Below are 22,479 nucleotides of genomic sequence, written 5' to 3' on the forward strand. Positions count from 1 at the left end.
TTGCCTTTTAGCCGCGTTGGACCTTCAGGTCGGGCTGTTTGTAGCGCATGTGCAGCAACGGGTACGGCTGGTTCATGCCGTCCTTTGCCGAACGGCCGACCACTTCGAAGCCTTGCTTGAGGTAAAAACCCAAGGCTTGCGGGTTCTGTTCGTTGACATCCAGCTGATCGGCGTTCATGTGCTCCATGGCATAACGCAACAACTGTTTGCCCAGGCCCTGGCCACGGTGTTGCGGGTCGATGAAAAGCATCTCGATCTTGCCGGCTGCGACGCCGGCGAAACCGGTAATGCGCTGGCGAGTGTCCCGGGTGCAGATGAGCATGACCGCGTCCAGGTAACGGGTGAGCACCAGGTTCTTCAACAGTTCGATGTAGCTGTCCGGCAGAAAATCGTGGGTGGCGCGTACCGAGGCCTCCCAGACCCGGGTCAGTTCCTGATAGTCGCTGGATTTCGGTGTGTGGATGACCGAATGCTGACGCATGCCCGCCTGCTCCTTGTGCTGGATATCTCCATACGATAGCTGCAAAAAAGCCTCGCATCTTGTGAGGATAGCGAGGCTCTTCAATTTTTCGGCCTGTGAAAGAACCTGTGGGAGCTCGGCTCCCACAGGTATCACATTGAGTCTGTGAAGCAGCAGCTCAACCGATCTGTTCAGCCCACAGATCGTATTCGTCAGCGTCGGTCACCTTGCACCAGACCTTGTCGCCCGGCTTGAGATTGCTGCCGTTGTCGATGAATACGTTGCCATCGATTTCCGGGGCGTCGAAGAAGCAGCGGCCCACGGCGCCTTGCTCGTCCACTTCATCCACCAGTACTTCGATTTCACGGCCGATGCGCATTTGCAGGCGCGCCGAGCTGATGGCCTGCTGGTGCGCCATGAAACGCTCCCAACGGTCCTGCTTGACCTCGTCCGGCACCACATCCAGGTCCAGGTCGTTGGCCGGTGCGCCTTCAACGGGCGAATACTGGAAGCAACCGACGCGGTCGAGCTGGGCTTCGGTCAGCCAATCCAGCAGGTACTGGAAGTCCTCCTCGGTTTCGCCAGGGAAGCCGACGATGAAGGTCGAGCGGATGATCAGGTCCGGGCAGATCTGGCGCCAGTTCTTGATGCGGGCCAGGGTCTTGTCTTCGAAAGCAGGGCGCTTCATGGCCTTGAGGACTTTCGGGCTGGCGTGCTGGAACGGGATGTCCAGGTACGGCAGGATCTTGCCGGCGGCCATCAGCGGGATCAGTTCATCGACATGCGGATACGGGTAGACGTAATGCAGGCGGACCCACACGCCGAGGGTGCTGAGGGCTTCGCACAGTTCGGTCATGCGGGTTTTCACCGGCGCGCCGTTCCAGAAGCCAGTGCGGTATTTCACGTCGACGCCATAAGCGCTGGTGTCCTGGGAGATCACCAGCAGCTCCTTGACGCCGGCCTTGACCAGGCGCTGGGCCTCGTCGAGCACATCACCCACCGGGCGGCTCACCAGTTTGCCGCGCATCGAGGGGATGATGCAGAAGCTGCAACTGTGGTTGCAGCCTTCGGAAATCTTCAGGTAAGCGTAGTGGCGCGGGGTCAGCTTGATGCCTTGCGGCGGCACCAAGTCGATCAGCGGGTTGTGGTCCTGGCGGGGCGGCACTACGTCGTGCACGGCATTGACGACCTGCTCGTACTGCTGCGGACCGGTCACGGCCAGCACGCTGGGGTGCACGTCGCGAATATTGCCTTCTTCCACGCCCATGCAGCCGGTCACGATGACCTTGCCGTTTTCCTTGATGGCTTCGCCGATCACTTCCAGGGACTCGGCCTTGGCCGAATCGATGAAGCCGCAGGTGTTGACCACTACCACGTCGGCGTCCTGGTACGTGGATACGACGTCATAACCTTCCATGCGCAGCTGGGTCAGGATGCGCTCGGAGTCGACCAGAGCCTTCGGGCAACCCAGGGATACGAAGCCAACCTTGGGGTTGGCCGGCGCGGTAGTGGTGGACATGTCTAACCTCGGTGTAGGGGAGATCGTCTCTTGTGGAGACAGGACGCTTGACGCGCCTCTGATCAAAAAGTGCGCAATTCTAGCGGTGCTGGAAGCGCTTGACCAGCTTTATACGGGGAAAAACGACGAGTGCTGCGCTATGCTTCGCGCCGTCCAGCGCAACTGAATCTCTACAGTCAATCATTTGTCTGTAACAGGAAGTAAGGTGGCCTGGGCGCAAGGTCAATCAGGGTGCTTCTTTCCAGCAGCGCGGATCAGGTAGTGGGAGTGTTGGATGGAGCAGGCAGAGAGTCAGGTGTCGGGTACCGGGCATGCAGCGGCCAGGCCCGTGGGAATGTTGGTGGCCGCCGCGGGGGTGGTCTATGGCGACATCGGCACCAGTCCCTTGTACACCATCAAGGAAGTGTTTTCCGGTCAATATGGTGTGCAGGTCAACCATGACGGAGTGTTCGGGATTCTGGCGCTGATCTTCTGGTCGCTGGTCTGGGTCGTCTCGATCAAATACGTGTTGTTTATCCTGCGCGCCGACAACCAGGGCGAAGGCGGCATCATGTCGTTGACCGCGCTGGCCCGGCGGGCGTCCACCCCTTATCCCCGGTTGCGTTCGGTGCTGGTGATTCTCGGGCTGATTGGCGCCTCGTTGTTTTACGGTGACAGCATGATCACCCCGGCCATTTCCGTATTGTCGGCCGTGGAGGGTCTGGAAGTGGCCTTTGATGGGCTGGATCACTGGGTTGTGCCGATGGCGCTGGTGATTCTGGTGGCACTTTTCCTGATTCAGAAACACGGGACCGATCGGATCGGTAAATTGTTCGGGCCGGTCATGGTGCTGTGGTTCGTGGTCCTTGGCGGCCTGGGCATTCATGGCATTGTCCAGCATCCACAGGTGCTCGAGGCGTTGAACCCGGCCTGGGGCGTGCGCTTTTTCATGGTGCATCCGGGGGTTGGCGTTGCGATCCTGGGGGCCGTGGTACTGGCCTTGACCGGCGCCGAAGCCTTGTATGCGGACATGGGGCATTTCGGCCGCAAACCGATTGCCCGGGCCTGGTTCGTCCTGGTGTTGCCAGGACTGGTGCTCAACTATTTCGGTCAGGGCGCCTTGCTGTTGGAGAACCCGGAGGCCGCTCGTAACCCGTTTTATCTGTTGGCCCCAGGCTGGGCGCTGGTGCCGCTGGTGGTGCTCTCGACCTTCGCCACGGTGATCGCATCCCAAGCGGTGATTTCCGGCGCGTTTTCCCTCACACGCCAAGCCATCCAGCTCGGCTATATCCCGCGCATGTACATCCAGCACACCTCCAGCGCCGAACAAGGGCAAATCTACATCGGCGCGGTGAACTGGGCGTTGATGGTTGGCGTGATCCTGCTGGTGCTTGGCTTCGAGTCGTCCGGCGCGTTGGCCTCTGCCTATGGCGTGGCAGTGACCGGCACCATGCTGATCACCAGCATCCTGGTGTCGGCGGTGGCGTTGCTGCTGTGGAAATGGCCACCTCTGCTGACGGTGCCGTTGCTGGTCGGTTTTCTATTGGTGGACGGCCTGTTCTTTGCCGCCAATGTCCCGAAAATCCTGCAGGGTGGCGCATTTCCGGTGTTGGCGGGGATCGTGTTGTTCATTCTGATGACCACGTGGAAGCGCGGGAAGGAACTGTTGGTAGATCGGTTGGATGAAGGCGCTCTGCCGTTGCCGGTATTTATCAGCAGCATCCGTGTCGAACCTCCCCATCGGGTCAAGGGCACGGCGGTTTTCCTCACTGCTCGCCCGGATGCCGTGCCTCACGCGCTGCTCCATAACCTGTTGCACAACCAGGTGCTGCACGAGCAAGTGGTGCTGTTGACGGTGGTGTACGAAGACATCCCCCGGGTGCCGCCGCAACGGCGCTTCGAGGTGGATTCCTACGGCGAAGGTTTCTTCCGGGTGATCCTGCACTTTGGTTTCACTGACGAACCGGACGTGCCACAGGCGCTCAGGCTGTGTCATCTGGATGAGCTGGACTTCAGCCCGATGCGCACCACCTATTTCCTCAGCCGCGAGACGGTCATCGCTTCCAAGCTCGAAAGCATGGCCCGTTGGCGCGAAGTGCTATTCGCCTTCATGCTGAAAAACGCCAACGGCAATTTGCGCTTTTTCAATTTGCCGCTGAACCGGGTGATTGAACTGGGGACCCAGGTGGAAATGTAGCCTGTCTAGTCCTGAAATAGGTTTACACCTGTTTCAGTCTCAAAACGCCCGATGCACCGCATCGGGCGTTTTGTATTTCAGGGCCAAATGAGGTCGCTTACGGTTATAGATTTCTATCGATTCCTCAACCATGCGCTTGGCTTGGGCGAGGTCTTTGGGACGGTGTAAAAGAAATTCTGTTTTCAGAATCCCATTCACTCGTTCCGCTAGGGCATTCTGGTAGCAGTCGTAGCCATCCGTCATCGAACACCTGACGCCATGCTTGGCGTGCAGCTTTTGGTAGAGATCAGAGCAGTATTGCGAGCCCCGATCGGAGTGATGTACCAGTGGCTGATTGGTTCTTCGGTGTCGAAGAGCTTTCGTCATCGCCCGGATGACTGACTCGGTATGCAGGCTTTCATGCACATGATGGCCGACTATTTTGCGCGAGAACGCATCAGTGACCAGACTTACGTAAGCGACGCTTTGCTCGGTCGGTAAATAGGTTATATCCGCCACCCACACCTGTTCCGGGCCGGTGGCAGTGACTTGGTCAGGGCCGGGCTTGAGCCGATTCGGATGTCGACGGAAGCGATGATGACTGTCGGTAGTCTTGTGATAAGCGCGTTTGCGTGGGACCAGTTGTCGATGGTCTCGCAGAATATCGAACAATCGATCTCGGCCTACCGTTTGCGTTAGTTCAGGTTCGGCTTGCATTAGCCCATGCAGCTTACGGGTGCCCAACCGAGGCATTTCAAGGCGTGCCTCCAGCACAAATCCCAGCACCTTTTGCGCATGGCTAGTTTGCGCGTCGTAAGCTCGATTGCGCTTGTAATACGCCTGCCGTGAGATGCCCAGAAACTGGCAAGCCCTGGTGACACTCAGGCCTTCGATTTGCCCTTGGCTGAGGACTTGCCGGATCGCTTTTTTACGACAGAAACACCGTAATCGTTTTTCAGCACGTCAACGACAGCTTCAAAAAATTGGGCTTTCTGGTTGGCAAGGGCCAGCTTTTCTTCCAGCTCCTTGATTCGCTGCTCTGGTGTCAGCGGCAAATTTGGCTCGGCCATCGGTCGGTTCCTCTGGGCACGAATGGAGGCGCCTTGGCTCCAGTCCTGCCGCCCATGCTTGCGTAACCATACCAACACAGTCGACCGGCCCTGAATCCCATAACGCCGTTGAGCCTCTTTATAACTCAGTTCGCCCTTTTCAACCTGATCGACAACCGCCAATTTAAAGCCCAGCGTGTAATCACGCTGACTACGCCTTCTTCCTGAATCCATTGGTTCCTCCTGAGGATAGGTCAGAAGGTGTAAACCTTATTCAGGACGAGACAGCCCAAACAAAAAAGCCCCCGTTGCCTTGTGGCAGCGGGGGCTTTTTGGTGGGCGTGGGGTTGAGTGGACAACAATTTGTGGCGAGGGGATTTATCCCCGTTGGGTTGCGAAGCAACCCTCTGGATTTTCCTGGGTTCATGACCTGTGCGAGTGCTTCGCACTTGAGCGGGGATAAATCCCCTCGCCACATTAGGTTCGCAGGGTTCACAAAAAACCAGCCTCAGTTCACTGTTCGGCGTTCTTGTTCTGGCGCTTGTTGATTTCGTCCACCAGGCGCTTGGCCAGCGCCGGATAGTTCTCGTCGAAATGATGGCCACCAGGCAGCTGGATGGCTTCGCCCACCGCGGTCTTGTCGGTACAGCCACTTTCAGCCGCTTCTTCTACGCCGTAGATGCACACCACTTTGTCGGCGGGCAGCTTGGCCATTTCCGGGCCCGTGGCGGCTTCGGTGCCGGCATTGCCGAGCCAGCCTTCGACTTCGATCTCGAAGCTGCCGGTGCGCGCGAAGGCCAGCAGGATGATTGCGTCGACCCCTTGCTGTTCGCTGGCCGGAAGGCGATTGTAGATTGCGGGCAGTACGTCGGCGCCGAAGGAATATCCGGTCAGGATGAAGCGCTTGGTGCCCCAGACCTGACGGTAGTGCTGCATCAGTTCGGTGAGGTCCTGGGCGCTTTGTTCCGGACTCTTGTGCTGCCAGTAGTAGCGCAGGGTGTCGATGCCGACGACCGGGTAACCGATCTTGGCCATTTCTTCGGCCACGTCCCGATCCAGGTCCCGCCAGCCGCCGTCTCCGGAGAGAAACAGGGTCACGGTGTCCCGGGCCTGGCTGGCCGGCACTTCCACTACGGGAATGCTCAGGCCGCCCTGGTCGGTGCCTACCAGGATCTTGTGCAGTTCGTTGTTCAGCACCTGTGGCAGGTTGATGTCGTAGTTGCTGATGCTGGTTTCAGCGTTCGGTTGATCCCGTACGAAACCGGCGCTGGTGTCGTCGGGGTTGTCATTCCAGGCCACCAGCCAGTGGCCGTGGGCCGCGCTTTTAGGCAGCAGGTGGGTGCAGCCGGGTTTTTCCAGGGCCAGGTCCACCGAAACGGCCTGGGCCTTGTCGTTCTTCTGCTCCGCCAGCCAGCGCCAGGCCAGCACGGCTCCGGGGCCGATACCACTGACCAGCGTTGCTGGCCCCTGGAGCTGCTTCAGGCCGGCCTGCAGGGCACGGCCTTGCAGCATGCAGTCCTTGGGCAGGATCACCTGGACGATTTGCGCCGAGCCGCTGCGGCTGAGGGTCAGCAATTGCGTGTCGCTGAGTTTCTGCTCTTCGTTGACCGCCACCAGCACTTGGGCGCGGGGCGGGGTGCCGGGAATGATCCGGGTCATGGGGGCACCGTCGACCGGCGTCAGCTGTTCAAGGGTCGGTTGCGGGGCAGGGCGGTTCCAGTACCAGTAACCGCCACCGAGAATCACCGCCACCACCAACAGGGTGGCCACTACGTATCGCCAGGAGCGTTGCATCATCAGCGTTTCACCAATCCAGTCAGGCCGCCTGCAATCAGGGCGGCGGTATCGGCCAGAGCTACCAGCGGATCGAGTCCGGCGGGCACGGCCATGTAACGAGGTTCCCAGTCAGGCTGGAATTTATCTTTGAAACGGCGCAGGCCCTGGAAGTTGTAGAGCTGTTCGCCACGGCGGAACACCATCGAACCCAGACGCTGGGTCAGCGGTGCGCCGCGTCGCGGTTGCAGGCCCGACAGGGGGACCATTCCGAGGCTGAAGCGGGCATAGTCATGGGCTTTGTAATGCTGAATCAGCCCGACCATCATGAATTCCATGGTCAGTTTCGGGGCGTCGGGATGGGCGCGCATCAGGTCGAGGCTGGCCAATTCATGGCTGTGCGTCTCCAGCAGATTGGCGAACGCCACCGGGCGGCCTTCGAAACGAATCACTGCGATGCGGAAATGCTTGAGGTAGTCATCGCTGAAGCGGCCAAGTGAAAAGCCTTTTTCCCGCACGTTCTTGCCGGTCAGCCAGGCGTCGGAAATGACCTTCAGCTCATCCATCGGCGCCTGGCCCGGTTCGTGGATCTCCAGCGACAGGCCGTCCCGGGTACCGCGGTTCCAGGTGTAGCGCAAGTCCTTCATCTCTTTGCCCTTGGCTTCGAGATCGAAATGCTTGAGGTCGACCCGTGCTTCTTCACCCAGCTTGATCGCGGTCAGTCCGATGTCCATGTAATACGGCAGGTTCTCGGCGCGAACCTGATAGAACACCGGGCGCGCATGATGGATATCGCACAGGTCGCGGAACTGCCAGATCATTTCTGCGCGTTGCTGGGTAGGGCCGATCGGGTCGTACAATGCCACCAGACTGCGGCCACGGCGGGCATACATCAGAAATGCTTCGTCGTTGGGATGAAACAGCAATGCCTTGTCACCGGTCAGGGCCAGGCCGCCGTCGGGTTGTGAAGAGGCCATGAGAATCTTTTTGGCTCGCTCCAGTTCTTCTGCCGCCGGCAGCTGGATCACCGGGCGGGCGGTACGCAGCAGCCAGGTAAGGGACACCACCACCAGCAGCACCGCCGCGCCCAGCAGTGAGCGCAGACCACGAGGTGCGTCGGCATCGAGGGTGAATTGCCACCACAGTTCATGGCTGTAGGGCACGTCCTGGTATGCAAACAGCAGCAGCCAGATTGACGCGCCGAGCACGCATAGGCTGGCAATCAGAAACAGCGGCGAAAATGGCAACTCGGTCAGGCGACTCGGACGATAAAACGAACGCCGGAACACCGCCAACAAGCTGGCCGTCAGCGTCAGCAGCGTGGCCTCTTCCCAATCGAAGCCCTTGAGCAGTGAGAGCAGGGCGCCCACCAACAGTAAAACGGTGGTCAGCATCCAGGCAGCAGACAAGCGACGGCGCAGACCCTGGGCGAGCAACAGGCACAACACGCCCACAAGGCTGGCGCCCAGGTGCGAGGCGTCCACCAGCCGATGAGGGATCAGGAAACCAATGTGCTCCAGGCGAGTATCGATTTCCGGGGTCACGCCGGAAAACAGCAGCACCACGCCCGAGAGGAACACCAGCACCGCCAGGATCGGCGCCGCCAGGCCCGACGCTACCCGCAGGGACTGGCGGGCCTGGAACAGCCGTTGCGCCTCATTGATCAGCAACAACACACAGGCCACCAGCATCGGCAGCAGGACATAGATCAAGCGATACAAAAGCAGGGCGGCGGCCAAAGGCGCAGCCCCCAGTTTGTCGGCGAAGGCCGCCAGCAGGATCGCTTCGAACACCCCGACCCCGCCTGGTACATGACTGAGTACGCCGGCTGCCAGCGCCAACAGGTACACCAGCAGGAATGCGCCGAACGGTGGTGTTTCGGGCAACAACAAGTACAGCACCGTGGCGGCCGCCGCGACATCCAGCGTGGTGATGATCAGTTGCAGGAGCGTCAAGCGTCGGCCCGGCAGGCGCAGGGTGCGGCGCCCGGCCTTGATCAGCAGGCTGTCCCGATAGGGCTGTTCTGGCAGGCGCCGACGGTAGATGCCGATAGCCAGCGCACAGGTGAGCAGCAGCACCGCCACGCAGATCGCTCCCAGCCAGGTGGCCGGCAAGTGCAGGGCGGCGGAAGCGGCGGGCAGATCACTGAGGGTTGCCAGGGCTGCCAGCGGCGGCAGTGCACAGCCCAGGGACAGGCTGGCGAACAGGGTCATGTGGGCGACATCTGTCGCGCCCAGGCCATGGCGGGCATACAGCCGGTAGCGAACCGAGCCCCCCGACAATAACGAGAGCCCGATGGCGTTGCCGATGGCAAAAGCGCTGAATCCGCCCAGGATCAGCGTTTTCGCGGGCAATTTCACACCGGCATAACGGCTGGCGGACCATTCATAGCCCAGCAAGATGACGAATCCGACGACCGTCGCGGCGACTGCGCCGAGCAGGGCTGAGCGCGGCACCTGCATGATCGAGTCGTGCAGAGCGTACAGATCGAGCTCGCTCAGCAGGTGGCGACAGGCAATCAATGCAAGGGCGAACAGCAACAGCGTGACGGCGAGGCCGATAGGCTGACGGTACTGGCTGATACGCTCCAGCCAGCGCAAGCGCCCGGCCTTGATCGGTTGTACCGCAGTAACAGGGTCTTGTGGGGCAGACGAGTGAGCGCGCATCAATCACCTCTTGAACTATGCGCGACAGGATGGGGGCAACCCGCTCAGTTACCAATCCCTGCCGAAAAAAATAATTACAAAATATTTGTCATGAAAGCTTTTTTCGACAGGCACAAAAAAGGCCACTCTTTCGAGTAGCCTTTTTTGATGTTTGGTTGCGGGAGCCGGATTTGAACCGACGACCTTCGGGTTATGAGCCCGACGAGCTACCAGACTGCTCCATCCCGCGTCTGTGTGGCGGCATTCTACAGGCGAACGCCTGAGTGTCAACCGTTAAAAGGTGGTGAGGTCAAATAAACGGCCAATTCGTCGCCAACCGAGCTAAACACAAGAAATCAAAAGGAAATTGTCCTACAAGCAGGCAGTCTGCATTGCGTCGCCGTGGGGTTGGGCGAGGTTCGCAGGTCTTCTCTTCACGGCGCCTTGCTCAAAAACAAACGGCCACAAAAAAGGCCACTCTTTCGAGTAGCCTTTCTTGATGTTTGGTTGCGGGAGCCGGATTTGAACCGACGACCTTCGGGTTATGAGCCCGACGAGCTACCAGACTGCTCCATCCCGCGTCTGTGTGGCGGCATTCTACAGAGGATCGGCTGGCTGTCAACCCTGGCGCCAGGAAAATCTGTTCAGCTTCAATTGCTTAGCCTAAGTCCTGGGCATTGTGACAGCGCTGTGACGCAAGCCTGGCAAGGGCTGGCGCTCTATTGGACGCTTCGCTGCGATTGAAGAAATAAATTCACGTAGGCTTTTTCCAGCCGCAGTGAAGGATCTTTTCAACTACTGGTGCTATATACAGTTGTCGGTGCGATACTGGCGTCCCGACTTGTCGCACATCCGCTTCTCTTATGACGCAACGCAAAATCATCCACGTCGACTGTGACTGCTTCTACGCCGCTATCGAGATGCGCGATGACCCGCGGCTGGCCGGCAAACCCCTGGCGGTCGGTGGTTCGGCGGACCGGCGCGGGGTCATCGCGACTTGTAACTACGAGGCTCGGGCCTACGGTGTGCGCTCGGCCATGTCATCCGGGCACGCCTTGAAGCTCTGCCCCGACTTGACCATCGTCAAGCCGCGGATGGACGCCTATCGGGAGGCGTCGAAGGAAATTCATACGATCTTCAGCGATTACACTGACTTGATCGAGCCGCTGTCCCTGGATGAGGCCTACCTGGATGTCTCCGCCAGTGCCCATTTCGGTGGGAGTGCCACCCGCATCGCCCAGGACATTCGTCGGCGGGTTTCCAATCAACTGCACATCACGGTGTCCGCCGGCGTCGCCCCCAACAAGTTTCTGGCCAAGATCGCCAGCGATTGGAAAAAGCCCAACGGCTTGTTCGTCATCACCCCGGATCAGGTCGAAGACTTCGTTTCGGCCCTTCCGGTGAGCAAGCTGCATGGGGTGGGTAAAGTGACCGCCGACAAACTGAACAGGCTCGGCATTGTCGATTGCCTGCAGTTGCGTCAATGGGACAAGCTGGCGCTGGTGCGCGAATTCGGCAGTTTCGGTGAGCGCCTCTGGAGCCTGGCTCGTGGGATTGATGAGCGTCTGGTGCACAATGACAGCCGTAGACAGTCCATCAGTGTGGAAAACACCTACGACGTCGATCTGCCTGATCTGACAAGCTGCCTCGATAAACTGCCGGAGCTGATGCAGTCCCTGAGTGGGCGCATCGCCCGGATCGACAGTAGTTATCGACCGGGCAAGCCGTTCGTCAAAGTGAAATTCCATGACTTCACCCAGACCACCCTGGAGCAGGCCGGGGCAGGGCGCGATCTGGGCAGTTACCAGTTGCTATTGACCCAGGCATTCAACCGCGGCGGCAAGCCGGTGCGTTTGTTGGGGATAGGGGTACGGCTGGAGGATCTGCGAGGCGGGTTTGAGCAGTTGGAATTGTTTGAGCGGTGAGGCTGCCACTTACATGAAGGCTTTGCCGGCTCTTGTGGCGAGGGAGCTTGCTCCCGCTGGGCTGCGCAGCAGCCCCAGAAACAGTTGATTCAACTTGTCTGGCACACCGAGGTGGCAGGCTTGAGGGCCGCTGCGCGCCCCAGCGGGAGCAAGCTCCCTCGCCACAAGGTTTTGCTGCTAGTTCGCTCCTGGATCCGCCACCAGGCGCCCGCCATCCTTGGTCAGGGCTTTGAGGAATTCGGTCTGTAACTCCGGATCATTGCGGGTCAGTTCGATCAGGCTCTGTTCCAGCTCGCTGGCCTCTTCTTCAAGCCCCAGCTCCGACAGCCGCTTGACCCGATGAACCCACTGGCTCACCTCGTCATCTTCCAGATCGTCGTAGATCAACCCATGGGCTTCCACCAGCTTGCCGCGCAACGTGCTGCTGATGCTCAGGGACGAGTCGGTGTGTACCTCGTCCAGGGCGTCCGTCACGCTGATCTGCAACTTGCCGAAGTGGCTCAGATCATGCTCGGCGAACGGGCTTTCCAGCAGATTCAAACGCAACACGCCATTGCGGTCGGTGCTCAGTTCGAAGGTTTGCCGGGCAGCCTTGACCTGTACCGGGCGTTCGCTCCAGGGCAGGCTCGTGTGTTCGACGCGTTTGTCGCGTTGCACTTCGTCGATTCCGGCCAGGTTCTGCTGGGCGCGGCCATGGGACGGCACGTTCATGAATGGATTGAGCCCGGCGAAGCCGTAGCTGATCCAGTCTCGAGTCGCGCTCTCTGGGAGGTTGCCAAGAGCGAACACATTGACCACATTGGCGCCGACACCCGCCACCACTGCCACCGCGCCCAGCGGAATTTCGTAAACTTCGCGCCAGGGCTGATACGGCGTATAGCGATCATAATGGCGGGTGACTTCGAATTCGGTGACTTCGAAGGTCTTCTGCTCATTGATCCGCACCCGACGTTGAGGCAGTTCGAGTACTTTGGGCTCGCCCACTTCGATATGCAGGCTATGGTCGAGCAGTTTGCGCTCGACCCGCTCTTCGTGCTCGCTGCGTTGCGACATTTGGTTGGCACAGCCGCTGACCAGCAGGGCGCCGCACAGCGCGGCGCCCCCGAGGCCTAAGGTGTTTCGCTTGAACATGACGTCTCTATCTGGTGTCAGCGGCGGATACGGGCCTGGAGGAACGACAGCACGTCAGCGACCGGCAGCGCTTGCGGCTCGGCCTCGGTGCGACTTTTGTATTCCAGGTTGCCTTCGGCCAGGCTGCGGTCACTGACGACGATCCGATGCGGGATGCCGATCAGTTCCATGTCTGCGAACTTGATGCCGGGGCTGGTTTTTTTATCGCGGTCGTCCAGCAGCACTTCGAAGCCGGCCGCCGTCAGTTCGGCGTAGAGCTTGTCGGTGGCTTCGCGAACCAGTTCGGTCTCGTAGCGCAGCGGCACCAGGGCAATCTGGAATGGCGCCAGGGCGTCGCTCCAGATGATCCCTTTCTCGTCGTTGTTCTGCTCGATGGCCGCGGCGACCACGCGGGATACGCCGATGCCGTAGCAGCCCATTTCCAGGGTCACCGGCTTGCCATTCTCGCCCAGCACTTCGCACTTCATGGCTTTGCTGTACTTGTTGCCCAGCTGGAAGATGTGCCCGACTTCAATGCCGCGCTTGATTTCCAGGACGCCTTTGCCGTCCGGGCTCGGATCGCCGGCCACAACGTTGCGCAGGTCGGCCACGGCCGGAACCGGCAGGTCGCGCTCCCAGTTCACGCCGAAGTAGTGCTTGTCATCGATGTTGGCGCCGATGGCGAAATCGCTCATCAGCTCCACCGAGCGGTCGATGATGATCGGCAGCGGCAGGTTCAACGGGCCGAGGGAGCCGGCACCGGCGCCGATGGCGTCGCGCAGTTCGGCGTCGGTGGCCATGACCAGGGGGCTGGCAACGCCAGGCTGGTTGCCGGCCTTGATTTCGTTCAGCTCGTGATCGCCGCGGATGATCAGGGCGATCAGCTTGCCTTCTTCTTCGGCGCGCACGATCAGGGTCTTGATGGTGCGTTCGATCGGCAGGTTGTAGCCTTCCACCAGTTGAGCGATGGTCTTGGCGTTTGGCGTGTCCACCAGGCGCAGTTCTTCGGTCGGTGCAGGGCGGGAGGTTTCCCGTGGCACGGCCTCGGCTTTCTCGATGTTGGCGGCGTAGTCGGAGCCGTTGCTGAATACGATGTCGTCTTCGCCGGACTCGGCCAGTACGTGGAACTCGTGGGAGCCGGCGCCACCGATGGAACCGTTGTCGGCTTCAACCGGACGGAATTTCAGGCCCAGGCGGGTGAATACGTTGCAATACGCCTGGTGCATGCGATCGTAGGTGACTTGCAGCGAGGCCAGGTCGGTGTGGAACGAGTAGGCGTCCTTCATGATGAATTCGCGGCCGCGCATCAGGCCGAAGCGTGGACGGATTTCATCACGGAATTTGGTCTGGATCTGATACAGGTTGATAGGCAGTTGCTTGTAGCTGCTCAACTCGTTGCGCATCAGGTCGGTGATCACTTCTTCGTGAGTCGGGCCTGCGCAGAAGTCACGACCGTGACGGTCTTTGATGCGCAGCAACTCAGGGCCGTACTCTTCCCAGCGCCCCGATTCCTGCCACAGCTCGGCCGGCTGGGTGCCCGGCATCAACACTTCCAGAGAGCCGGCGGCGTTCATTTCTTCGCGAACGATGGCTTCTACCTTGCGCATCACACGCAGACCCATCGGCAGCCAGGTGTACAGGCCCGAGGCGAGTTTGCGGATCATGCCGGCGCGCAGCATCAGCTGGTGGCTGATCACGACGGCGTCGGAAGGCGTTTCTTTCTGTGTGGCGAGCAAAAATTGACTGGTGCGCATGGTTGGCCGTTGTCGGTTGCTGATGACGAGAAGTGACGGAGCATTGTACGGGCGAGATGCCCTGGCGTACAGGCGCGTGGCCGGTCGCCAGGCATGAGCGCCGGTTTCGCCGGCGCTTGCTGGAAGTTTCCTACGATTCTTGCGCAGGTCGCGTGGGTGTCGGTTCCGGCTCCGAAGCCGAGCCTGAACCCTGGCGGCGGTTTTCCTGATACCAGTGCAAGGCAATCAGTAACAGGGTCGGAACCCCCAGCAAGGCGGTGATCAGGAAGAAGTCGTGATAGCCGAATTTCTCCACCATCACCCCTGAGTAACCGCCGATCAAGCGCGGCAGCAACAGCATGATCGAGCTGAGCAGGGCGTATTGGGTGGCCGAGAACTTCAGGTTGGTCAGGCTCGACAAGTAGGCGACGAACGCCGAAGTGGCCAGGCCGGAGCTGAAGTTGTCCAGGGAGATGGTGACAACCAGCATCTGCAGGTTGGCGCCCATGTCGGCGAGCATCAAAAACAGGATATTGGTGCCGGCGGAGGCAACGCCGCCGATAAACAGGATCGGCAGGATACCGAAACGCACGATCAACAAGCCGCCCATGCCGGCGCCGACGAGCGTCATGATCAGCCCGAAAATCTTGCTGACGCTGGCGATCTGGTCCTTGGTGAAGCCTTGGTCGATGTAGAACACGTTGGCCATGACGCCCATGACCGTGTCGGACATCCGGTAGGTGGCAATCAGCCCAAGCAGCAACAGGGCCTGCCAGCGGTAACGCAGGATGAAATCGTTGACCGGTGTCAGCACCGGCGCCAGCCCGCGGCGCCCCATGGCCGAAAGGCACAGGGCTGTCAGGGTGATATAGAGAATGGCCCGCAGGAAGGCACGGTCTTCGAGCAGCAGGTCCAGAAGGCTGACGCCTTCGAACAGGACACTGGCAAAGTCGGTGTTATAGAGCTGGGTGAACATCGCCGGTACCGACACCAGCAGCACGATGAGTACGAACACCGAGGCCAACTGGTGGACGAAGCTATAGCGACCGGCCTGCAACTGGGTGCGTAGCGGTACCGGCGGTTCGCGCATGAATAGCGAGGTGAGCAGAGCAGGGACCATCAGCGCGCCGAACAATAGATAGGTGCCTGCCCAGGCCGAGTGCTTATAACTGAAACCGGTGGAGCCGAACCCTTCGGCAAAGAACAGTGCGCCCGCGGTGGCCAGCAATGCCGCGATCCGGTACCCGGACATGTAGCTGGCGGCGAGGGCCGCCTGGCGGGTGTCGTCGGCGATCTCCAGGCGATAGGCATCGACGGCAATGTCCTGGGTGGCCGACGCGAAAGCCACGATCACGGCGATGGCGATCAACCATGACAGGTGCTTTTGCGGGTCGCAGAAGCCCATGCCGATCAGGCCGAGGATCACCAGGGCCTGGGAGAGCACCAACCATGAACGCCGACGGCCGAGTTTGCCCAGCAGCGGCAGGCGCCATTGGTCGAGCAGGGGCGACCAGACCCATTTAAAGGCATAGGCCAGGCCGATGAGGCTCGCGTAGCCAATAGTCTCGCGGGCCACGCCAGCTTCGCGCAACCAGACCGAAAGCGTGGAAAACACCAGCATGTAGGGCAGGCCGGCGGCGAAGCCAAGCAGCAACAGCACGAGCGTCGAGGGACTGGCATAGGCGGCGAGGGCGGCGCGCCAGGTTTTACGGGGCATGGGCTGGAGTCTGCCTCAAAAATTGCGAAAACAAAGCGCGCACTCTAACCGCTGTGCTCTACCGGGCGCCAGCCATGGCGCTGAATATCAACACGATTATTCAGGACACTCACCCCTTCCGTGCGCAGGCGCGCGCGTTGTTCATCCCCTGAGGCGCTGCCGGCCGGCAGGCTGATCCGACCGCCGGCAGCCAATACTCGATGCCATGGCAGCTTTGTGTCGTTCGGCAACTGACTGAGGGTACGCCCTACCCAGCGCGCCGCTCGGCCCAGACCGGCCATCTCGGCTAGCTGACCATAGGTCACGACCTTGCCGGCCGGCACTTGTGCCAGGGTCAGGTACAGGGTGGTGCGGCGGATCTGGGCGGCGTTCTCTGGGGCCGCGGGAGCATCAGTCACGTTCAGGTGTCCTGGGCAAGGGCGTATTGCCGTTTGTAGATTAAATCCCGCAAGGTTGGTTGAGAAATGAACTCATTACAAATACTTCGGTCAGTCCTTGCTAAGGTGTCGTCCCGGGGGATAATGCCGCCTTTTTACCGCAAACTTGAGCTCTTTATACGCTTATGTTGTCTAGAACCCTGCTATGCCTAGCTGTCACCAGCGCCTCCATGCCATTGCTTGCCGATACCGTTTGGTTGAAGAACGGCGACAAGCTCAGCGGCAAGATCACCGTTTTCGATGGCGGCAAGTTGCTGATCCAGACCGATTACGCCGGCGCGATTCCCATCGACTGGAAACAGGTCAAGACTCTTGAGAGCGACCAGCAATTGCTGGTCAAGCAGGATGCCTACACCGGCGAAAAAGCCAAGGCGCTGCAGGCTGCCGAGGACGGCAAGGTGACCCTGGCCAACGGCGACGGACCCAAAACCGTCGAGCTGGCCAGTATCCAGCAAATCCTCAAACCCAAACCGGTGGTCGAGGATCTGGTGTGGAAGGGCAATATCGACGCCGCACTGGATTATCAGCGCGCGGAAAACGATACCGATGACTACGACATCGATTTCAAGACCTCGGCACGCCACGGCAGATGGCGGCATACCGCCGAAGGCGAATACAACCGTGAGTTCCAGGATGACGTGGTTTCCACCGACAACTGGAGGTTGGAGTATTCCCTCGACCGCTTCCTGACGGAAAAATGGTTCTGGCAAGGGCGCCTGAATTACAAGCGCGACAAAGTCGAAGAGCTGGCTCGCCAGCGCGTGGTGGGTACCGGTCCGGGCTACCAGTTCTGGGATGACGAGCTGGGTGCTTTCTCGTTGGGTTCGCTGTTCAACCGCACCGATTACGAATACCGCGACGGTGGCACCGACAACTTCTATTCCATCGCCATGAAGTGGGACTACAACCGCTACCTGATTGGCAAGCGCGTCGAGTTCTTCACCAATGGCGAAGTCGGCAAGCCGCTGTCCAGTGTTGCCGAATATGCCTACGACGCCGAGGTGGGGCTGCGCTACAAAGTTACCGACTGGGCTTCGCTCAACCTCAAGGCCGAGAAAGATGTCATTGAAGGCACCGAAGACAGCGACTTGAGCAAGACGCGCTACACCGCAGGGTTTGGCGTGACCTGGTAATCCCGGTCTAGCAACCAACCCGTGTGGGAGCGAGCCTGCTCGCGATAGCGGCGGATCAGCAACATCAACGTTGACTGACACGCCGCTATCGCGAGCAGGCTCGCTCCCACATTTTTTTTGTGCGTGGGCAAAAACACACAGGCACAAAAAAGCCCCGCTTTTGAGGGCGGGGCTTTTTACTAAAGCAAGGACAAGTTAGATAACTTGAACTTCTTCAGCTTGCATGCCTTTCTGACCGCGGGTAGCGATGAAAGAAACCTGTTGGCCTTCTTTCAGGCTTTTGAAGCCGTCGGATTGGATTGCTTTGAAGTGAACAAACAGGTCGTCACCGGATTGTGGAGTGATGAAGCCGAAGCCTTTTTCATCGTTGAACCACTTAACGGTACCAGTTTGGCGATTAGACATGGTGTAACTCCTTGAACAAAGATAACTGCGACTCAGGAAGAACCCTGGCCGAGACTGAGTGCAAAGAGCAGGAAAAATTCTTGTAGATGGTTGGATCGAAATTCAACATATCGTGTAGAGATTCTCAGTGACACAAGCAACACAGTGACGTCACCTTAACCCTTTTTCCTGAATGTGCCAATGGTCTTTGCGAAGGTTTCTCGGTTTTGGTGACTGACGGCCAGCGGTATTGCCGTCAGGACCAGGAAATCAAGGTGGATCGGCGAGATTTACGTCCCGCACTTTGAACCCGGCCTCGCGCCCCGGTAAGATGCCGGACGTATTTTTTCCACCTCGCTATTTCAGGAAACCGCCATGAGCATCAAATCGGACAAGTGGATTCGCCGCATGGCGCAAGAGCACGGCATGATCGAGCCTTTCGTCGAGCGCCAGATGCGTGGCGAAGGCGCCGATCGGCTGATTTCCTTCGGCGTCTCCAGCTACGGCTACGATGTGCGCTGCGCCGATGAGTTCAAGGTGTTCACCAACATCAACTCGGCGACCGTGGACCCGAAGAACTTCGACGAGAAGAGCTTCGTCGACGTCAAGAGCGACGTCTGCATCATTCCACCGAACTCATTTGCCCTGGCGCGCACCGTCGAGTATTTCCGTATCCCGCGCAACGTGCTGACCATCTGCCTGGGTAAAAGCACGTACGCGCGCTGCGGCATCATCGTCAACGTCACGCCGCTGGAGCCTGAGTGGGAAGGCCATGTGACCCTGGAGTTCTCCAACACCACGACCTTGCCGGCAAAAATCTATGCCAACGAGGGTGTGGCGCAGATGCTGTTCCTTGAGTCCGATGAGGAATGTGAAGTGTCCTACAAGGATCGTGGTGGTAAATATCAGGGCCAGCGCGGCGTAACGCTGCCGCGTACCTGATTCTGACGAACAGTTTGAATTCCTGGGCGGGCAGGCACTCTATGGGGTGTACTGCCCGTTTTTTTGCCTCAGCGCAGCGGGCCTTCGCCCAGGAGTTGCTCTATGAAGATCGATCCGCGAATCAGTGCCGAACTGGCAAAGCTTGAGCCCAATCAGATCGGTGTCATGGCTTGGTCATTGCTGGCCCACCCTGCCGAAGCGGCGGGCGGTATTCCAGGCCAGCCTGATCCCGATACCCCCAACGAACAGCCCCTCGAACCCAGCGAACCCGGTGAACCCACCCTGCCGGATGAGCCGCCTCCTGCGCCTGTTGCCTGATCGCAAAATGGCCCGTCAGTGGAAAGCACGTGTGCTTCAACTGACGGGCCATATTTCGTTATCCCCAATGACAAAGATCCTGCAGTCATTGTCCTGTTCGACCCGATGACCCCCTGTGAATGCGCCAAAGGCCGGTAGCAGGCTGATGTCGCTGGCGAGCCGGAAGCAGGCCAGGCGCAGCCGTTGCCGTCCTTTGCCGCTCAGGTGGTAGACGGGATGGACATGGCCCGCCAGGACGTGGCGGCTGGGATGCGGATCGGGCTCATGTTGTACGGCGAAAGGTCCGAGCAACAAAGGCTCCGGCACGACCCGGATGTTCAGCGCTGGCGGCGGGTCGCCGGCACGTTTGTCGTGATTGCCGCGAATCAGCGTCATGGCCAGGTGCTGATGTCGTTCACGCCAGCTACAAAGGGCCTTCAAGGTGCCTGGGGCATGGGAACCTGGACCGTGGAGAAAGTCGCCTAGGAAGATCAGTTGGCGACATGGCAGGCTCGCCAGTAGCCCGTCCAGCACGGCGATGTTGCTGGCCGTCGTGCCATGGGGCACCGGTTGGCCTAGGCTGCGATAAGCAGCGGCCTTGCCGAAATGCACATCGGCGACCATCAGGGTTTGCTGGGCAGGCCAGTACAGGGCTTTTTCCGGCAATAACCAGAGTTCTTCGCCGGCCAGGCTGACGGGATAGGGCGCCGGCATCAGGCGTCACCACGATCAGCGGTCGTTTCCAGTTCGCTGACCATCCGCCGGATGCGATCGGCGAGCTTCTCCGAACTCATGCTTTCCCTGAATCGCTCCACCAGCAAGGGGAATCCCAGTGGGGTGGGCCGTTTAATGGCATGCAGGTCGAGCTTCAAGGTATTGAGGCGTTCCAAGGTCTGCTCCAGTCGGCGTATATCCAATTCTTCACGCAGGACTTCTTCCCCGGCCTGGGCCAGCAAGAGGTTGTCGGCGTCGTATTGCTTGAACACCTGAAAGAACAACCCGCTGGACGCCTGGACTTGGCGGGTGCTTTTGGGTGCGCCGGGATAGCCGGCAAATACCAGTCCGGCGATCCGGGCGATTTCGCGAAAGCGTCGAAGCGCCAGCTCTCCGGCGTTCAGGCTCGCCAGCACATCGCCCAGCAGGTTGTCGACGCTCAGGAGTTCCGGCCCCAGGTGCTGCGTCCAGTCCAGTGTCGTGGCACTGAGCAGTTCCAGGCCGTAATCGTTCACCGCGATGGAAAACGTCACCGGCTGTTGTTGGCTGACGCGCCAGGCCAGCAGGCTCGCCAACCCCAGATGAACCTGGCGCCCGGCAAAGGGATACAGAAACAGATGCCAGCCCTCGCGGGATTTGAGGCGCTCGGCCAACAATGTTTCTTGCGTGGGTAAACCGGACCAGCGTTGTTGAATCGATAACAAGGGCTGCACGGTGCTCATCTCCGGGCCCTCGAAGCGGCCTGTGGCGGCCTCGCTCAGACGGGCCACGACGGCGCCGGCCAGCTCGCTGGAAAGCGGCATCCGCCCACCGTTCCAGCGCGGCACGGCGGCTTTTTTGGCCTGGCTGCGTCGCACGTAGGCGGTCATGTCTTCGACGCGGACCAATTCCAGCAAGCGTCCGGCAAACAGAAAACCATCTCCAGGCCGCAAGCGAGCGATGAAGCCTTCTTCCACGCTGCCCAAGGTCTTGCCGCCACCGCCTTTGCTCCAGAACTTCAATTGCAGGCTGGCGTCGCTGACGATGGTGCCGATGCTCATGCGATGTCGTCGGGCCAGTCGCGCATCGGGGACTCGCCACACGCCGTGTTCGTCCGGCTCGACCCGCCGGTAGTCGGGATAGGCGGTCAATGACAGCCCACCATGGCGCACGAAGGCCAGGGCCCAGGCCCATTCGGCTTCGTTGAGGTCCCGATAGGCCCAGGCGCCGCGCACTTCCTCAAACAGCTCGTCAGGCATGAAACCGCCGCCCAGGGCCATGCTGACCAGATGCTGGACCAATACATCCAGCGGCTTATGGGGCGATTCCCGGGGTTCGATGCGCCGCTGAGCCACGGCGTCTTGTGCGGCGGCGGCTTCGATCAGCTCCAGGCTGTGGGTCGGCACCAGCGTGACCCGCGAGGTCCGCCCCGGCGCATGACCAGAACGCCCGGCGCGTTGCATCAGCCGCGCCACGCCTTTGGCCGAGCCAATTTGCAGGACCCGTTCGACTGGCAAGAAGTCCACCCCCAGATCCAGGCTGGAGGTGCAGACCACCGCCTTGAGCTGCCCTTCCTTGAGGGCCTGCTCTACCCAGTCGCGAGTTTCCCGGGACAATGAACTGTGATGCAGCGCGATCAGCCCGGCCCAGTCCGGCCTGGCTTGGAGAATGGCCTGATACCAGATTTCCGATTGCGCCCGGGTGTTGGTGAAAACCAGGCAACTGCTGCTGGCGTCTATTTCAGCAATGACCTGGGGCAGCATCTTCAGGCCGATGTGGCCGGCCCACGGAAAACGTTCGAGGGCCGGGGGGAGCAGCGTATCGACCCGTAGCGCCTTGCCGTTGGCCCCCTGCACGCTGATGCCATTGCCTTGCGGGATTAATACCTGTTCGGCGTGGGCCTGGTTACCCAAGGTGGCGGACACACCCCAGACGATGAGTTGGGGATGCCAGCGCCGCAAGCGCGCCAATGCCAATTGCAACTGCACCCCCCGTTTGTTGCCGAGCAACTCGTGCCATTCATCCACCACGACCATGCGCAGCGTCGAGGTAGCCGTTTGCGCATCGGCACGGGCGAGCATCAGGGTCAGGCTTTCGGGCGTGGTGATCAGCGCGGTGGGCAGACGCCGACCCTGGCGGGCGCGTTCGCTGGCGCTGGTGTCGCCGGTGCGCAGGCCGACGCTCCATGGAATCTGCAGCTCTGCCAGTGGTGCCTCGAGGGCTTTGCCTGTATCGGCGGCCAGCGCGCGCATCGGCGTGATCCACAGGACTGTCAGCGGTTCGGTCACTGGTTTGCGTTTACGGGGTTTATCCGGCGGTGGCGCCGAGCGGGCGAACCGGTTGAGCGCCGCGAACCACACGGCGTAGGTCTTGCCGGCCCCGGTGTTGGCGTGCAACAGCCCGGATTCGCCGCGTTTGACGGCAGCCCACACTTGTTTTTGAAAGGCGAACGGCTTCCAGCCGCGGGCGCTGAACCACTGGTTTGCGTAGTTGTTGGATGTCGCCAT

The 22,479-nt window shown here is 60.1% G+C and carries 17 protein-coding genes and 2 tRNA genes; 5 read left to right on the forward strand and 14 right to left on the reverse strand.

What is annotated here, in order from left to right:
* Positions 1-7 precede the first annotated feature (7 nt).
* On the reverse strand, positions 8-481 hold the full coding sequence (locus tag AC3I65_RS05380; protein WP_047230035.1) for a GNAT family N-acetyltransferase: 474 nt from the start codon (positions 479-481) through the stop codon (positions 8-10).
* A 157-nt stretch (positions 482-638) separates the two neighbouring features.
* The gene (gene rimO / locus AC3I65_RS05385; RefSeq protein WP_047230036.1) at positions 639-1,979 is read right to left on the reverse strand and encodes a 30S ribosomal protein S12 methylthiotransferase RimO; all 1,341 of its coding nucleotides are present in this window, start codon (positions 1,977-1,979) and stop codon (positions 639-641) included.
* A 334-nt stretch (positions 1,980-2,313) separates the two neighbouring features.
* Here rimO and AC3I65_RS05390 point away from each other — a divergent pair, with 334 nt between their 5' ends.
* A complete protein-coding gene (locus AC3I65_RS05390) occupies positions 2,314-4,155 on the forward strand; it encodes a potassium transporter Kup (protein ID WP_370695188.1) in 1,842 nt (613 codons plus the stop codon).
* A gap of 39 nt (positions 4,156-4,194) precedes the next feature.
* Here the strand turns inward: AC3I65_RS05390 and AC3I65_RS05395 are convergent.
* The 5 genes from AC3I65_RS05395 to AC3I65_RS05415 form a co-directional block, all read right to left on the reverse strand.
* Positions 4,195-5,417, reverse strand: a protein-coding gene (locus AC3I65_RS05395) for an IS3 family transposase (protein WP_316911973.1) whose coding sequence is annotated in 2 segments (ribosomal slippage) — positions 4,195-5,066 and positions 5,066-5,417 — 1,224 coding nt in all. Because the reading frame shifts where the segments join, the coding sequence is not laid out codon by codon here.
* A 279-nt stretch (positions 5,418-5,696) separates the two neighbouring features.
* Entirely contained in the window at positions 5,697-6,980 is a 1,284-nt protein-coding gene (locus AC3I65_RS05400) for a virulence factor family protein (RefSeq protein WP_047230038.1), read from the reverse strand.
* The gene (gene mprF, locus AC3I65_RS05405) at positions 6,980-9,622 is read right to left on the reverse strand and encodes a bifunctional lysylphosphatidylglycerol flippase/synthetase MprF (protein WP_488523525.1); all 2,643 of its coding nucleotides are present in this window, start codon (positions 9,620-9,622) and stop codon (positions 6,980-6,982) included. Before mprF ends, AC3I65_RS05400 begins: the two co-directional genes overlap by 1 nt.
* Positions 9,623-9,774: 152 nt before the next feature.
* Positions 9,775-9,851: transfer RNA gene (locus tag AC3I65_RS05410), tRNA-Met, on the reverse strand.
* Positions 9,852-10,105: 254 nt separating this feature from the next.
* Positions 10,106-10,182 (reverse strand) — tRNA-Met (locus tag AC3I65_RS05415).
* A 282-nt stretch (positions 10,183-10,464) separates the two neighbouring features.
* Between AC3I65_RS05415 and dinB the strand changes: the two genes are divergently transcribed.
* Positions 10,465-11,526: a DNA polymerase IV gene (dinB, locus tag AC3I65_RS05420; protein ID WP_076386106.1), complete on the forward strand. Its 1,062-nt coding sequence runs from the start codon at positions 10,465-10,467 to the stop codon at positions 11,524-11,526.
* Between the two features lie 177 nt (positions 11,527-11,703).
* Here dinB and AC3I65_RS05425 read toward each other — a convergent pair whose 3' ends face one another.
* The 4 genes from AC3I65_RS05425 to AC3I65_RS05440 form a co-directional block, all read right to left on the reverse strand.
* Positions 11,704-12,657 carry a hypothetical protein gene (locus tag AC3I65_RS05425; RefSeq protein ID WP_047228432.1) on the reverse strand — a complete coding sequence of 318 codons (954 nt, stop codon included), beginning with the start codon at positions 12,655-12,657 and terminating at the stop codon, positions 11,704-11,706.
* Between the two features lie 17 nt (positions 12,658-12,674).
* The gene (locus AC3I65_RS05430) at positions 12,675-14,390 is read right to left on the reverse strand and encodes a proline--tRNA ligase (protein WP_047228431.1); all 1,716 of its coding nucleotides are present in this window, start codon (positions 14,388-14,390) and stop codon (positions 12,675-12,677) included.
* Positions 14,391-14,520: 130 nt separating this feature from the next.
* Positions 14,521-16,086: an AmpG family muropeptide MFS transporter gene (locus tag AC3I65_RS05435; protein WP_139051014.1), complete on the reverse strand. Its 1,566-nt coding sequence runs from the start codon at positions 16,084-16,086 to the stop codon at positions 14,521-14,523.
* Positions 16,087-16,130: 44 nt separating this feature from the next.
* Positions 16,131-16,511 carry an MGMT family protein gene (locus AC3I65_RS05440; RefSeq protein ID WP_171061418.1) on the reverse strand — a complete coding sequence of 127 codons (381 nt, stop codon included), beginning with the start codon at positions 16,509-16,511 and terminating at the stop codon, positions 16,131-16,133.
* Positions 16,512-16,648: 137 nt separating this feature from the next.
* On the opposite strand from AC3I65_RS05440, the gene AC3I65_RS05445 reads away from it, so the two are divergent.
* Positions 16,649-17,656, forward strand: a complete 1,008-nt coding sequence (locus AC3I65_RS05445) for a DUF481 domain-containing protein (RefSeq protein ID WP_047228428.1) — start codon at positions 16,649-16,651, stop codon at positions 17,654-17,656.
* A 195-nt stretch (positions 17,657-17,851) separates the two neighbouring features.
* On the opposite strand, the gene AC3I65_RS05450 is transcribed toward AC3I65_RS05445, so the two are convergent.
* Complete coding sequence (locus AC3I65_RS05450) at positions 17,852-18,061, reverse strand: cold-shock protein (RefSeq protein WP_002554837.1); 210 nt, start codon at positions 18,059-18,061, stop codon at positions 17,852-17,854.
* Positions 18,062-18,415: 354 nt separating this feature from the next.
* Here AC3I65_RS05450 and dcd point away from each other — a divergent pair, with 354 nt between their 5' ends.
* Together dcd and AC3I65_RS05460 are read left to right on the forward strand one after the other, a co-directional pair.
* Positions 18,416-18,982, forward strand: a complete 567-nt coding sequence (gene dcd / locus AC3I65_RS05455) for a dCTP deaminase (protein WP_003184751.1) — start codon at positions 18,416-18,418, stop codon at positions 18,980-18,982.
* A 102-nt stretch (positions 18,983-19,084) separates the two neighbouring features.
* Positions 19,085-19,300: a hypothetical protein gene (locus AC3I65_RS05460; protein ID WP_047228427.1), complete on the forward strand. Its 216-nt coding sequence runs from the start codon at positions 19,085-19,087 to the stop codon at positions 19,298-19,300.
* Between the two features lie 36 nt (positions 19,301-19,336).
* Here the strand turns inward: AC3I65_RS05460 and pdeM are convergent, their stop codons facing one another.
* Both pdeM and AC3I65_RS05470 read right to left on the reverse strand, forming a co-directional pair.
* A complete protein-coding gene (gene pdeM, locus AC3I65_RS05465) occupies positions 19,337-19,993 on the reverse strand; it encodes a ligase-associated DNA damage response endonuclease PdeM (RefSeq protein ID WP_047228426.1) in 657 nt (218 codons plus the stop codon).
* A complete protein-coding gene (locus tag AC3I65_RS05470; protein ID WP_488523526.1) occupies positions 19,993-22,479 on the reverse strand; it encodes a ligase-associated DNA damage response DEXH box helicase in 2,487 nt (828 codons plus the stop codon). Before AC3I65_RS05470 ends, pdeM begins: the two co-directional genes overlap by 1 nt.

The sequence above is a fragment of the Pseudomonas sp. N-1-13 genome, from assembly GCF_057787095.1.